Annotated in this window: 15 protein-coding genes; 6 read left to right on the top strand and 9 right to left on the bottom strand. The window is 47.1% G+C overall.

All coding sequences use genetic code 11. The features are described from left to right. Positions 1 to 1,938 carry a pectate lyase-like adhesive domain-containing protein gene (locus LACSTY_RS00745; protein ID WP_410055330.1) on the bottom strand — a complete coding sequence of 646 codons (1,938 nt, stop codon included), beginning with the start codon at positions 1,936 to 1,938 and terminating at the stop codon, positions 1 to 3. 707 nt (positions 1,939 to 2,645) lie between these two features. Here LACSTY_RS00745 and LACSTY_RS00740 point away from each other — a divergent pair. Then, entirely contained in the window at positions 2,646 to 3,221 is a 576-nt protein-coding gene (locus LACSTY_RS00740; RefSeq protein ID WP_087911330.1) for a GNAT family N-acetyltransferase, read from the top strand. Between the two features lie 121 nt (positions 3,222 to 3,342). On the opposite strand, the gene LACSTY_RS00735 is transcribed toward LACSTY_RS00740, so the two are convergent. After that, positions 3,343 to 3,639, bottom strand: a complete 297-nt coding sequence (locus LACSTY_RS00735; RefSeq protein WP_087911329.1) for a hypothetical protein — start codon at positions 3,637 to 3,639, stop codon at positions 3,343 to 3,345. 192 nt (positions 3,640 to 3,831) lie between these two features. On the opposite strand from LACSTY_RS00735, the gene LACSTY_RS00730 reads away from it, so the two are divergent. Further along, a complete protein-coding gene (locus LACSTY_RS00730; RefSeq protein WP_087911328.1) occupies positions 3,832 to 4,806 on the top strand; it encodes a ring-cleaving dioxygenase in 975 nt (324 codons plus the stop codon). A gap of 7 nt (positions 4,807 to 4,813) precedes the next feature. Here the strand turns inward: LACSTY_RS00730 and LACSTY_RS00725 are convergent, their stop codons facing one another. Together LACSTY_RS00725 and LACSTY_RS00720 are read right to left on the bottom strand one after the other, a co-directional pair. Continuing rightward, positions 4,814 to 5,137, bottom strand: coding sequence for a DsrE family protein (locus tag LACSTY_RS00725; protein ID WP_087911327.1), 324 nt, complete (start codon positions 5,135 to 5,137; stop codon positions 4,814 to 4,816). Positions 5,138 to 5,261: 124 nt separating this feature from the next. Beyond that, entirely contained in the window at positions 5,262 to 6,719 is a 1,458-nt protein-coding gene (locus LACSTY_RS00720; RefSeq protein WP_087911326.1) for an NCS2 family permease, read from the bottom strand. 196 nt (positions 6,720 to 6,915) lie between these two features. On the opposite strand from LACSTY_RS00720, the gene LACSTY_RS00715 reads away from it, so the two are divergent. After that, positions 6,916 to 7,266 (top strand): YisL family protein, encoded by a 351-nt coding sequence (locus tag LACSTY_RS00715; protein ID WP_047106600.1) that lies wholly within the window; start codon positions 6,916 to 6,918, stop codon positions 7,264 to 7,266. Between the two features lie 39 nt (positions 7,267 to 7,305). Next, complete coding sequence (locus LACSTY_RS00710) at positions 7,306 to 7,674, top strand: DUF1304 domain-containing protein (protein ID WP_087911325.1); 369 nt, start codon at positions 7,306 to 7,308, stop codon at positions 7,672 to 7,674. A gap of 108 nt (positions 7,675 to 7,782) precedes the next feature. On the opposite strand, the gene LACSTY_RS00705 is transcribed toward LACSTY_RS00710, so the two are convergent. Both LACSTY_RS00705 and LACSTY_RS00700 read right to left on the bottom strand, forming a co-directional pair. Beyond that, positions 7,783 to 7,983: a hypothetical protein gene (locus tag LACSTY_RS00705; protein ID WP_087911324.1), complete on the bottom strand. Its 201-nt coding sequence runs from the start codon at positions 7,981 to 7,983 to the stop codon at positions 7,783 to 7,785. A gap of 476 nt (positions 7,984 to 8,459) precedes the next feature. Continuing rightward, complete coding sequence (locus LACSTY_RS00700; protein ID WP_306390940.1) at positions 8,460 to 8,861, bottom strand: hypothetical protein; 402 nt, start codon at positions 8,859 to 8,861, stop codon at positions 8,460 to 8,462. A 465-nt stretch (positions 8,862 to 9,326) separates the two neighbouring features. Here LACSTY_RS00700 and LACSTY_RS00695 point away from each other — a divergent pair, with 465 nt between their 5' ends. Beyond that, positions 9,327 to 9,995, top strand: a complete 669-nt coding sequence (locus LACSTY_RS00695) for a helix-turn-helix domain-containing protein (protein ID WP_087911321.1) — start codon at positions 9,327 to 9,329, stop codon at positions 9,993 to 9,995. Between the two features lie 298 nt (positions 9,996 to 10,293). On the opposite strand, the gene LACSTY_RS00690 is transcribed toward LACSTY_RS00695, so the two are convergent. Continuing rightward, complete coding sequence (locus LACSTY_RS00690; protein WP_025013729.1) at positions 10,294 to 11,295, bottom strand: D-2-hydroxyisocaproate dehydrogenase; 1,002 nt, start codon at positions 11,293 to 11,295, stop codon at positions 10,294 to 10,296. A 112-nt stretch (positions 11,296 to 11,407) separates the two neighbouring features. Next, a complete protein-coding gene (locus LACSTY_RS00685; protein ID WP_087911320.1) occupies positions 11,408 to 11,899 on the bottom strand; it encodes a methylated-DNA--[protein]-cysteine S-methyltransferase in 492 nt (163 codons plus the stop codon). 194 nt (positions 11,900 to 12,093) lie between these two features. On the opposite strand from LACSTY_RS00685, the gene LACSTY_RS00680 reads away from it, so the two are divergent. Further along, positions 12,094 to 13,179 (top strand): D-alanine--D-alanine ligase family protein, encoded by a 1,086-nt coding sequence (locus LACSTY_RS00680; protein WP_010489984.1) that lies wholly within the window; start codon positions 12,094 to 12,096, stop codon positions 13,177 to 13,179. A 155-nt stretch (positions 13,180 to 13,334) separates the two neighbouring features. Here LACSTY_RS00680 and LACSTY_RS00675 read toward each other — a convergent pair whose 3' ends face one another. Then, positions 13,335 to 13,586: an MlaD family protein gene (locus LACSTY_RS00675; RefSeq protein WP_010489986.1), complete on the bottom strand. Its 252-nt coding sequence runs from the start codon at positions 13,584 to 13,586 to the stop codon at positions 13,335 to 13,337. Positions 13,587 to 13,673 lie beyond the last annotated feature (87 nt).

Here is a 13,673-nt window from a genome sequence, read left to right as displayed (position 1 = left end):
TTAATTTCCCGGCACGTCTTGCAGTGACCAGTCCAGTTCTCCCGAAAAGCTGCCGATTTTTTGTTTTTCAATCGGCAGGGTTAATTTGAACCCGCGAGCTGAGCTGTCGATGGCAGTATTCCATTCACTGCTAACATCGCGTTCGGTGATACCCACATTGACTTCAGCAAGAATCGCCTGACTGGACAGAGTTTGTTCCTGCCCGGCCTGATTCGTATAGGTTAGGCACCGGGTCGCATCCACATTGCCGTTTTTAAACGGGCGCGCCATCCTAAGATAGAGCCGCGACTTTTGGGAGCCATTCGTGCGCGAATCTTCAATTTTCAAGCTGCCTTGAACGCGTGGTCGTAAGATTTGTGTCAATCCGGTAACCGTTTGATTCCCAAAATCCAAATCCGGCACACTGATGACGGCTAGCTTGCCCGCTGGTTTCGGAACCACTTGCCGCTTTAATTTAAAAACCGACGCATTGCCCACCCGGTTTGCAACGTCATTGGGAAGTGCTGTTGGTTGCCGACTTACATACTTACCGTTAAAAATCCAATCATCGTCACCGGTTTGCGTTGTCAGTAATTGACCGTCAGCATGCACCCCGTACCCTTTTGTTTCTTGGTTAAAAGGTTCAAGCCGCACATTGGCCTTACTGGAAACCAAACCGGTGGGACTCGTTCCCCCGCATTTTCCGGTTTCAAGTGTTAATTCATCGGCGTTATCAAGCGTAATGGTGCCTTTCCCTTTCTTGAAGAAATCACCATTGACGTTTTTTAAATTTGCTTTCGCCCCAGGCCCTAGATTGATACTGGAGTTACTATTGAAGTTAGTTGCACTAACCGTTTCAGCCAACAACTGGCCATTTTTTTGAACATCAATGGTCAGATCATGGTTATAGAACATTAAATTGCCAGCGTCCGTTCTATTCGTCTTGACATCCAGAACCGCCTCTTCGCCAATGACGATACGGTTGTTGTGGATTGCGCCGATGCCAGTGTAGACAAGCGCATTGGTGGTATCGACTTTCAACCGCGCTCGCTTCTTTAGTTCCAGATTCAACGGCCCGGTTGACGGCCAAAAGGTTCCCAGAACCTCGCCTTTGGCTAAGGTGATAGTGGTGTCCGAATCTTCTTCAAATAAAAAATTAGTGGCTTCGGCGAATTCCTGGATGAGGATTGACCCCGGGTTCTTCGTCGTATAAAAATTGTTTTTGCCTTTGAAAATAATCTGGTTACTTTTATCGCGAATATGAATCGGTTGCGCCCCATAATCTGAGTAATAGTCGACATTTTCAATGATGATCTGACTGTTTCTGATACTATTGTCTGCTGGTGCAATCCCGTAGTAGTTATTGGCAGAATGTTTAACGGACGCCTTGCCGATTTTAATATTTTTAAACGTAATCTGGATGCCACTGGCCGCGAAATAAATGCCGCGGTGCCAGTTTAGGCCGCCATTGTACATATAGGTGTATTTGTGATCGCCATCAATGGTGACCGACTGGCGAACCGGGATAGCGGCGGCGCCAATATTGATATCAGCCGTTAAGCGGATATGCGTTTCACCACGTTTAATGGCGGCTGCCAATTCTTGAGCAGTTCCTACTAGAAAAGGTGAGGATTGGCTGGAGCTTGTCGCGGGCGCTGCTCTTTTTTGCCGCCGCTTCGAGGTCGCTGCGTCGTCGGCTTGATCAGTTAGCGCTTCGTGAGTTGTATCGCTCGCGATCGGCTGACTGGCAGACGCCGCGCTGGTGCTGCTCGCGATCGCTTGATTCGAACTCGTCGATGCTTCGCTACTTGTCTCAAGCTTGCTTTCGGCGCTAGTAGATGGTGCCTGTTGATCCGGTTGTGAAACCGACGCTTCATTTAAGACTGGGCTAGGTGCTGATGAAGCTGCCTGTGAACCGACATTTAATGTAAGTGGTTGCAACAGCATGACACCTGACAAAAGCCAAAAAAAAACTGTTTCATTTGTTTCACCCCTTTCTCAATGTTATTGATTATATAAGGCGATTCTGACGTTTGTCATTTTCAGTTTTTATTTATAGGCTTAAAAAATAAAAAAATAACGGCTAATCCCGTTAATTTCCTTGGTATACAAGATTTTAAAAATCAGCTTGAAAACGGCGTCAATTTAATTCGGTTAGTCCGGTCAGCTGCGATCAATTTGTGAAATTGTTCTTTAATGGTTGCTAAAGAACATTTTCACAAATTACTCATAATCGTTAAAAACAAACCGCAAACCATTTCTTTTATAACGGTAGATAGGTGCGGTTCGTAAATCGGTTGGTAATGGTTCATGCCATTTACAATAAGCCCGTGTTGGGAGTGACGGCAAGGTGCCGGGGAGTTCTTTCTCCATAACGCGTTCGCCGGCGCAGGAGTCTGCGTGTAAGGACCTTGGGCGCAATGGTCAAAACCGGGCCATTGCGCCTGAGGACACTTACACTCCGGTTTCTAACTAAGCGTGTCTTGCCTCTCTCCATAACGCGTTCGCCAGCGCAGGGATCTGCGTGTAAGGACCTCAGGGACAATGGCCTAAGCCCGGGCCATTGTCCCTGAGGCCGCTTACACTCCGATCCCTAAACGCGCTGGCTCACGCTCACCCTCTTTTATGGTAAGCTTACGTCATCACCATGATCATGGAGGAAAGCTATGCAGAGTTTTGAAAAGTACCATCCGATTATGTCGGTTCATTACACGATGGACTGGCTGACGACCTTTAAGATTAAAGATGTTTTTCAGTTGCGAGCTGATCAGCAGATTGCTGCAGAGTCCGGGCGGCAGTTTGACCAGAAAATTACCGACACCGCGCGCTATGTTAACCGCTCGATGCGGCTGGTGATGAGTAATAATGCCTTGCTTTATGGCATTAAAGACCGGAGCACGAATGATTTTCTTGGCAGCTTCTGCATCTGGAACTTTAGCGAGAAGAAGACCGTTGCGCAGATTCGTTTTGAAACTTTAGCTGCTTATCAAGGGCAAGGCATTATGAGTGAAGTACTTAAGCGCATGATTGGGTTTGCCTTTTTCGAACTTGGCCTTAAGCGGGTGTATGTCATTTTGCCAGCAAGTAATGACCGCGCTGCGAAGTTGTTAACCGAAAACTTCTTCACGCAGGTTGGCGATTATCGCCATGAACGAACCTTACCCGATGGCAGTAAGGTGCCACTGGTTCGTTATGAACTCACTGCCGAAGCGGTGGCGGATAAAGAGGCCTTCCATTTTTAAGTGGCGCAGTAGGGGTTAGATCATACAAAGAACACTCAAAAAGCGATCCCCCATGGCGGAGATCGCTTTTTGAGTAGTCTTGTGCTTGATCAGTTGCAAGTCGTTGATACTTTCAATCCCGTTACGCTATGCCAATTGGGAAGCGGGCGATCATCACCGCCAAGTAGCCTGCCAATGCCGGGATCGCGACGGCTGTACCGATGAAGCGGCTGAATCCGCGCGATGCCCCTAACAGCCGCAACCCTTCGACAATCGCATCCATCAAGAAGAATGCGGCGGCGATGGTCGCAAACAAGGCCCCAGTCAGCACGCCAAAGTTGAAGAGCACGACACTGGCAGCCACGGCAACGACCGTGATCAATATTTCCATTTTCATCAACCGTTTATATTCATCTGGATTATCTAAAAAGTTAAACATGTTCGCCTCGGGCTCCTTTACCTGGATTTACGTTAATGAGGTGAGCATATCATGTCGTTAGGGCCAGATCGCGACCGAGTACAACATTTTGAAAAGAGCTTAATCAACTTAAGGAAAACGCAAGCCCTTGCAATATGTTGGGCAGCATGGTACCTTTCACTTACTAAATATAAGTAAAAGGAAGTGCCCATCATGCCTAATCAATTAACCGGTTTACATCATCTAACCGCTATTACGTCAAGCGCACCACGGATTTTTCACTTTATGAGTGGTATTCTAGGTCTCCATCTCATTAAGAAAACCGTTAATCAAGACGATGTGCGCACCTACCACCTGTATTTCACGGATGACATGGGCACCCCGGGAACGGACATCACGTTCTTCGACTTCCCCGGCATCCAAAAAGCCCAGCATGGCAACAACGAAATTGCCCGCACCAGTTTTCGCGTGCCATCCGATGATGCCCTCAATTATTGGGTCAAACGGTTTGACGAGCAACGTGTGCGCCATGACGCGATCACCGAACTATTCGGTGCCAAAATATTGCCGTTTCACGATTTTGATGGCCAACAATATCAGCTGATTAGCGATGAACATCACCACGGCATCCCGGCAGGTACCCCGTGGCGGCATTCACCCGTGCCGCCGGAGTTTGCGATCGGCGGCCTCGGTCCGGAGTACATCACCACCGATCACTATGACGAACTTGTCGGCATCATGACCAATCTGCTCGGCTTTGAAAAAGTTGCCACAGATGGCCAATATACCTTACTTGAGCTAAATCATGGCGGTCATGGCGCACAGGTGATTATTGATTATCAGCGTCTGATCCCCGCTGCCTACCAAGGCTTTGGCGGTGTTCACCACCTTGCATTTCGGACGGATGATCGCGACAGCTTGCAATACTGGATCAAAAAAATCGGCGGAGCCGGCTTGGATGCTTCCGGCTTCGTCGATCGATTCTACTTTGCGTCTGAATATTTCCGCCCGATTCCTGAGCTGCTTTTTGAAATTGCCACCGATGGCCCAGGCTTCTTGCTTGATGAAACCTACGAACAAGCTGGCGTTCACCTTGAATTGCCGCCGTTTTTGGAAGATCAGCGCGCCGCCATCGAACGCAATCTAGTCCCATTCAACACGGAACCACAATCAATGGAGAAACTTTAGGCTACTTTTACGGCTTAATATATGCATAGCCGGCTGCTTCCGCTTGCGCCAGCTTAACCACGCCAACCGGGACGATTGCTACGGTCGCCGGCAACTGCTTTTCATCCAAGTGGCGTTGCGCCAGCGAGTTGTGGCAGGCAAAAAACTTCACCTGCGGATGGGCAGCAATGAAATCGACAACCTCCTGATCAAAATAAACGGTAATGCCATCGCCGTTGACCAGTACTTCCAAATCGGCATCCGGCTCAGCCATCAGAAAATTAGTCAGATTCGAAGCCAGATGGGGCCAGCGCTCAGTTGTATCTAAATGAAAAATTGCTTTTAGAGCCATTGTCAATCACCTCGAGATGAGCATAGCATAGATTCGGCATTTCGCCGAGCGTTCAAAATAGCCCACGCTTTGGAACGCATTCACGCAAAAACCACTGCCGCCTGACAGTGGTTTTTGCATACTTTTATAATGCTGCGAGAATGACAAAGTTCAAGATAAAGCCGACGGTGACTACGGCCAGAACCGGATGGATTTCCTTGGCTTTACCGGTGATCAGTTTGATCAGGCAGTAGAAGATAAAGCCAGCCGCAATGCCGTATGAAATGTTATAAACAAAGCCCATGACAATTGATGCCATGAATGCCGGAATGGCTTGGGACAGGTCTTCCCATTCGATTTCCTTGAAGGTACTCATCATCATAATCCCGACCAGAATCAAAGCCGGTGCCAACGCCTGTGTCGGCACAATGGCGATAAATGGCGCAAAAATCGAGCTAATCAGGAACATCCCTGCAACAACGACCGAGGTCAAACCGGTTCGACCACCGGCACCGATACCAGCCGCACTTTCGACATAAGTGGTCACGTTGCTGGTTCCGAAAATGGAGCCCACACCCGTCGCAATTGAATCGGCGAACAATGCCCGATCCATTTTCGATGAAAAGCCCGAACCTTCTTCCAGAGCTTGTTCGTCTGCATCGGAGAAAATCCCGGTACGCCGGCCGGTTCCGATGAAGGTACCTAATGTGTCGAAAATATCCGAGAAACTAAACGCAAAAATCGTCATAATGGATAGCACAATTTTATCCGGACTTGTAAACAGTGACCCCATGCCCTTAGCCGAGAACGCAGCGCCAAAGGTTGTTTGAAGCGATGCAAAGGTACTACCAAAAGAATTTGCGGTGCTGAGATGCAAATCGGTCACGCCCATTGGAATCCCAATAATCGTTGTTAACAGAATCCCGATTAAAATAGCGCCTGGCACCTTTTTGACATTCAGGATGACCATGATGACCAACCCGATCAAAGCCAGCACAGCACCAGCCTGAGTGAAGTTAACCAGCGCCGGCACAATCCCGCCATTCGAAACAACCGATTCAACCCCGTGTTTGAGGGTCAATGCACCGGCCTTCAGCGGCTGGCCGTTAATCGTATTAATGCTTGATGCTTCAGAAGTGAACTGCAAGAAGCCGGCATTTTTAATCCCGATATAGGCAACGAAGACCCCGATACCACCACCAATCGCATGCTGAATGGATTCGGGAATCGCCACAATAATCAATTTTCGAATCTTGGTGACGGTGATCAAAATATTAATCACGCCGCAGATGAAAACAAGTGCTAAGCCTTCCTGCCAGCTGAAACCAAGGGCAAAGACAACGGTGTAAGTGAAGAAAGCGTTCAGGCCCATGCCCGGTGCCAAAGCATAAGGCACATTAGCGAACAGCCCCATAACCAACGTACCAACCGCACTCGCGATGATCGTCGCTAGGAAAACTGCCTGCGCTGGCATACCGGTTTGCGACAGCACTTGAGGGTTAACGAATAAAATATATGACATTGCAAAAAATGTAGTCAACCCCGCCATGACCTCGGTCATCGGCGTGGTTTTATTTTGCTTCAAATGAAAAAAGTTTTCCATGACACGCTCCCCTAAACTTTGAATATGAAAAGTTTACCGAAGAACACTGCAACTTGCAATAGAAAATACGTTTATTTTTCAAAAAGTTACCGTTAATGTTCGCGTTTTACTGGTAACGCCCAAATATCGTCCGTTTTTTCAGAAAAAGCGGTATAGTGTAACTAATACTTTTGCTGGTTTAAGGGGGGTTTTCGTTATGTGGCTTTGGCTACATCTTATTTCGTGGGCAGTGCTGGCAGTCGCAGCCGGAATCGCTATTTTCAGTCACACGCGGCAGTTTGTCATGTGGACGATGATCGCGCGCGTTTGTTACCTAGTTTCGATCGTAAGTGGTGTGGTGTTGATGCGTTTCGCATTCGCTCGCAACCCTTTGCTGACAGTCGTTAAGATTTTGTTGGCTATTGGTTTAATCGGGTTAATCGAAGTTGCTTTTGCAGGTAAAAAGCAACAGCACCTAAGTAAAGCCATCCTGTGGAGCGCGCTTGCTGCATTCGCACTGGTGACCGTTACGGGCTTTGTGTTGGCGCAGTTCCGCCCATTTGTCTGATCTAATGGTTGCTGCGATACCTAAGAAAGGAGTGACACAGTGTCACTTATCAGTGTTCTATTAGTCGGATTACTCGGGCTATTACATCTGACCATCATGGCATTAGAGATGTTCGGCAGTCCAGAGAGTCAAGCAAGGAATTTTGAGATGCCACTTGAATTTGTTAAGCAATCAAATGCTCAGATTGCCTTGAAAAACCAAGGCATCTATAACGGGGCGTTGGCCATTGTGATGTTATTAAGCTTGGTCGTTTTGACTGGCTCGAACCAGCTCATCACGCTGCGACTATTAACCGGTTTCGTGACAGTTGTCGGTTTATACGGTGGCGCGACGGTCAGCAAGAGAATCTACTTTATCCAGGCCATTCCCGGGGCAATCACGTGTCTGACACTGTTTTTCCCGAAGTAATGGCTGCTCGGCCTTTATCCATCATTCGATCGTGTCAGCTTTCGAGTCTCATGACGTCGGTACATTAAAACGCGCCGCTTCTTAATACACAGGAGGCAGCGCGTTTTGTCATACTTGAGAGTTGGAATTCTTCTTTTTGTCAAAGTGGTGACCGAGTATAGAGGCGATCAATGCTGCAACGGCAATGGCACTGATTTTGATCATCCATGCTAATGCAGAATTATCAACCAAGTTGGCTAACTGTTCCGCGAGCCAACCAATAAGAGAGCCAATGATCACACAAATCCAAATAAGTTTTGTTGTTGTCATCTTACATCTTATCTTAACCACTCTTTTCGTTTGGCTAGTATGACCTTTTGATCCTTACTTCGCCGAAACCGTTACTTTCGTATTCATCTCATCCTTCGTCAAAATGTTTGGCTGTTAGACCCGCAAACACTGAGCCGATAATAATGGTCACAATTGATAAACTAATCATCATTGTGTGATTAGAGATAATCTCCCTTATAATCATATTTATAGCTACGATTATGCCACTCGTGATGCCCGCTATCCATCCCACACGATGAGCTTTTTTCAACTTAAAGCCCCCTTACATGTATGCATGACGGCAATGCCCGTTAAAAGTATCTTTAAAAAATTGATGTTTAGTGTTCTCTTAACTTAGAGGGAGCATGCTCACAAAATTTCTTAAATTTATACACGCTTTGGCCATCCACCAAATAACTCAACAAAAAGTTATACCCTACCCACTTTTCCTGCTTTTATTTGATCAGGTATTTAATTTATTGCTGTCCCCAGCTGCTCAACAAAAGATTCCCTGCCCCTGAGCCAGAGTCATAGTTAGTAAAATGGAACCATACACCATGATCATTTGGAAGTAACGCCACTATACCTAATATTGCTGTTGAAATTGTTGCAGCAGGACCCGCACTAAGGCCAGCAGTCGCGAGGGCAGAGGCAGCTGCTCCCGCAATCGCTGCTGTTCCAAGAATTTTTGCCGCTTTTACAATTGCAGAATTGAGATAGATGGTAATACCATCGCTCGTTGTTTTAGCGTATGTCCCTCCCTGTCGAAGTAAATCATCATTTTGCATACTTTGAATAGTCGACTGAGGAAGCTTGTTATATGCCGCAGGATTAGTCTTTTTCAAAGCCTGAAGAAATTGATCGTTGTCAATATACACCGTCTTAGACTAATCTGGCAGTACCGGATTATTCGGATCAATTCCGGAATCACTTGTTGAGTTAGACGCCACGCTTGACTTGCCCGGCGTTGTCGCCGCTGCAACGTGATTCACCTCAATCTGACTGAAAGAAAAGCCTGCGATTGATGTAAGAGCAACGACAGCTGCTATTAATTATTTTGGTTTTGTCATAATATCCTCCTATATTTGCCCGACATTAACATGGTGTACAAAAGGTATATGCCGCTTTCGATGTTTCTTTTCTATTTGCATTTCAAAGCATTAATACGTTTTCATTCGAGTACTCTTGTTCTAGTCCTCATTCATTAACGAAAAGTCGCATACCCTCTTGACAAGAACCAAGTTATCACAAAAAGTTCACAGTTTTTATATATTTTCGTATTATAAAAGTATATATAAGATTACTGGAATATTTGCATATATGAAATTGGAGGCGCTTGCGCCATGACCGAATACACCAAAGGACAGCTTATCAAAAGCATTCGTGTTTCTAGAGGCTTGCGAATCTCAGACGTTGCTGACAATTTAAGCATCAGTACAATCTCAAAGTTTGAAAATGGTCAATCTGACATTTCCTTAGAGAACTTTTCCCAATTGCTTAAAAACCTGAAAGTAGACCCGGCAGAATTTTGCGAACTCCTAAGTGATTTACGGGAAAAGCAATTGCCGATGACTGACATTTCAAATGATTCTTTTGAAGACCGAATTTCCCGATTATCGTTAGAGCAAGATGTTGAGACATTGCGCTCATATCAGCTTCAGCTTGAAAGACAGTATGCAAAAACGGACGCACCTTTCTATAAATTAAGAGCAATCGTTGTGACCGCAACAATTATTAGAATTCAGCATCCCCATTCATTTCTTTCAAAACCGGATGCAGAATTCGTCAAAGCTTACCTTCTCCAGCAGGATACCTGGTATCGATTAGAATACATGGTCTACAATCACTGTGTGCCATTTATCCAGACAACCATTTTCGAGCAACTTTATCCCCGACTACTTTTAATGCACTTTTCGACTAAAAACATCAGAACAAACAAAATCTTTTTTCCGAGGCTCTTTATAAAACAGCCTCGTCGCTCTACCACCGACACAAGTATGCCGATGCGGTAACCGCGCTTGACCGGTTAAATGAACAACATTTGCCAGAAGCCTACTTCCTGATTCGTCTACAATCAAATCTTCTGAAGAAGCTTTGTCAGTTCAAGATAATGGGTTCTAAATTTGCCGAGGAAGATGTGAATTCGTTGTTAAAAGCAACGTCAAAAATCAGTCCGGCAATCGGTCAAAAGTGGCGAACCGCCTTTAATACAACACTCGAAATGAATATTGAAGAGCCTTAAAAATCAAAAAACGTGCACGACTGACTGGCAAATCCGCCAATGAGTCGTGCACGTTTTAACTTTGATCCTTACTTCGCCGGCGCCGTTACTTCCGTATTCGTCTCACCCTTGGTCAAAAAGTCAACCAGATTCTGCAGTGAGAAGTAAACCATGTTGTGCACCGCGGTTTCCGTGTAGTACGCGATATGTGGGCTGAGGACAACGTTTGGCATGCCGAGCAGTTCATCCCACAACGGATCCTCGAAGCTGCCGTGCTTGGCTAGGTTCAGCAGATCTTCGGTTTCATATTCATAAGTATCAATGCCAACACCGGCTAGCTTGCCGGATTTAAGGTTACTGAGCATAGCCTGCGTGTCGATCAGGTTTGGCCGAGCCGTGTTGATCACGATGGCGCCCGGTTTCATCAGATCAAACGCCGCTTCATCGATGATGTGGGTATTTTGCTCGATTCCGGGAACGTGAAGATCGATGATATCGCTTTGTTTGAAGAGCTCTTCCAAGCTGACATACTCGAAGTCCGGATGTTCGCCTTTCATCGGGTATGGGTCGTAGGCAATGACTTTGGCGCCAAAACCTTTAAAGAGTTTGATCGCAACCCGGCCAATGTGTCCGGTGCCCATCACGCCGACCGTTTGCTGGCCAAGTTCCTTACCGATAAAGGTGCCGGCCTTTTCATAATCGCCTGCGTGCAGCTGTGCCTGGACCTTGCCCATGTTACGCAACAGGTACAACGTATCGGTCAAGGCAAACTCGGCAATGGCCGCTGGTGAATAGGCCGGAACGTTACTTAACCGGATACCATATTGCTTCATGGCCGCCATGTCAATGTTATCGGTGCCGACGTTACGGATCGTCAGAAACTTGATGCCGTATTCATGCATTTTTTCAAAAACACCGGCTGCATAAGGTGTCGTTTGCAGCGAGTTGATCCCGTCAAAGCCTTTTGCCCATTCGACGGTGTTCTCATCTAAGAACTCGGTATGATACTCAAGCGTGTTGCCGGTTTCCTTGGCCCACTGCTTGAAATATTGGATCTCGTCCACCCGCGCACCGTAAGCGATAATCTTCATGTCTCACTATCCCCTTGTTTTTAGTTTGTCTAACCACCAGTATACAAGATCCTGAGATAAAAATAGAACCTTTCGCATCGCCTTTAAAAAATTATGGAAATTCCCGCTATGGTCAAAAGAGTGGCCGTTCCCCTTGTTCCAGCGTCAGCAGCTTGCGTTTCAACGCTAAGCCCCCGCGAAAACCGCCTAACCCGCCGTCTTTGCGCAAAATTCGATGACAAGGAATCGCCATCATAAGCGGATTCTGGCCAACCGCATGCCCGACTGCCTGAAATGCGCGGTCGTGCCCGACTGCTGCTGCGACCTGCGCATAGGTTCTGGTCGCGCCATAAGGAATCGTTAGCAAGTACTGCCAAACCGCTGTCTGCAAAGCGGTGCCATGAAAGGTTACCGGCACCGTCACTGTCTTCGTTTTTCCTGTGAGGTAAGCAGTCAGGGCGGTTTGAAATGGCTTCATCGCCTCGTCATTAAACTCAAACGGCCCGTCTACATAGTGCTTTGCTTCTTGCAAGTCAGCATCAGGCGACCCGACAAAAACAAGTTTTTCTTGATCAGCTACCAATAAGTAACGATGATGGGGCATTGTTAACCACGAATATTGCATGGCGACCTCCTTAGACTGCGCTCGTTAACATTGCTGCAGTCTTTTGCTCAAATTTAAGGCGATTCGAATTTTAGTAATCCCTTTCATTTCGGTTAATTTTACCGCAAATCCAAGCGCCGTTCTCGCCGGTTAGACCGGATTGTGCTAAACTGTAGTTTCTATCAAACTCGGATAATACGTGGAGGTACTATCAAATGAAAATTGTCGTTTTAGCAGGCGGCCGGAGCACGGAACGCAATGTGTCGATTTCAAGCGGCTACCGGATCACAAACGCCTTGCGACAAAAAGGGCAGCAGGCCACCTTTATTGACCTGTTTCTAGGCTACGACCTCGAAGGGAAGACGGTCGACCAGGTTTTTGACGACGCCAACACCAGTAAGGATCTGAAGATTTCGGATGCCATCCTGACTGACGCTGACATCAATAAGTTACGGACCGATGGCAGCACGCAGCTGTTTGGGCCGAATGTTTTGGCGATCTGCAAAGCCGCAGACATTGTCTTTTTGGCCTTGCACGGCGGGGACGGTGAGAACGGAAAGGTTCAGGCAACGCTGGATCTGAACAATGTCAAATATACCGGCTCCGGTCCGCTGGCTTCAGGGATGACCATGAACAAGGTCTTCAGTAAGGAGATCATGTTGTACCACGGTATCCAGACCGCTGCATTTAAGGAATTCAAACGGAATCAACCTGGCGAACATAAGGTGCCGTTTGATTTTCCGGTCGTTGTTAAGCCAACGTCTGGCGGTTCCAGCGTTGGCACGCACATCGCCCACAATCAGGAAGAATTGGAAAGTGGCATCGCCGACGTTTTCCGCTTCGATAACAGTGCGATTGTTGAAGAATTCACGCCTGGTCGCGAATTCTCGTTAGGCGTTGTCAACGGGCGCGCCTTCTCGGCCATCGAGATTAAAGTCCATTCTGGCTGGTATGACTTCAAGCACAAGTTCCAAGCCGGTTACACCGACTTCATCACCCCGCCAAAGGATTTAGATGAAGACGTCCATCAGGCGATGAAAGATGTGTCGCTGCAAACCATGGATGTTTTAGGCTTACAAAACTATGGCCGCATCGATTTCTTTGCTAACGATAAAGGCGTATGGGTCATCGAAGCCAATAACCTGCCTGGCATGACGCCGCTATCGCTTTTGCCACAAGAAGCCGAAGCAGACGGTGTTGAATATGGCGATCTTGTCATGGACATTATTAATGGCAAGCTGAAACTATACGCAGACGGGATGACTGAGGCTGGCATTATGACGGCCGCGTCAGCTGACTAGTTCATCTGCATTAAAAAATCGGTCTTAACCACAACAACTCGCCTAACGAGTCCTTGTGGGTTAAGACCGATTTTTTGCGTTGCGATTACTTTAAATGAATGTGGATGCCTGTTCACATTCATCAAATAATCGCGCCGCCCGCCAATCTGCTGGCGTCATGACTTGCGTGGTGATTGCGGAAACTCAATGGTGTCACCGGGTTTGACCGGAATCGTGATCACTAATCCGGTGCACGGCTTGTCGTTAACATGGTGCGGATGATTGGCTTTCTCAATCGCGCGCACTCTGCCAATCCTTTTGCCATTAAGCCGAATCGGATCACCTGGTCGAATCCGTTCAATCGGCGGTGCAATCGTGATCACCGTGCCCCTTGCCCCAACCGTTGCGGCAGTTTGAATGGTATACATGATTTATCCCCTCGTTCACGCATTCACTAGCTACCCTTCGATCTTACCAGCATGCCGGGTAGAAACACAACTTTAACGAATCGCGAA

The sequence above is a fragment of the Lacticaseibacillus styriensis genome, from assembly GCF_030770295.1.
Taxonomy (GTDB): Bacteria; Bacillota; Bacilli; order Lactobacillales; family Lactobacillaceae; genus Lacticaseibacillus; species Lacticaseibacillus casei.
The sequence above is the reverse complement of the archived record's forward strand: the minus strand, read 5'-3'. Positions and strand labels throughout refer to the sequence as shown.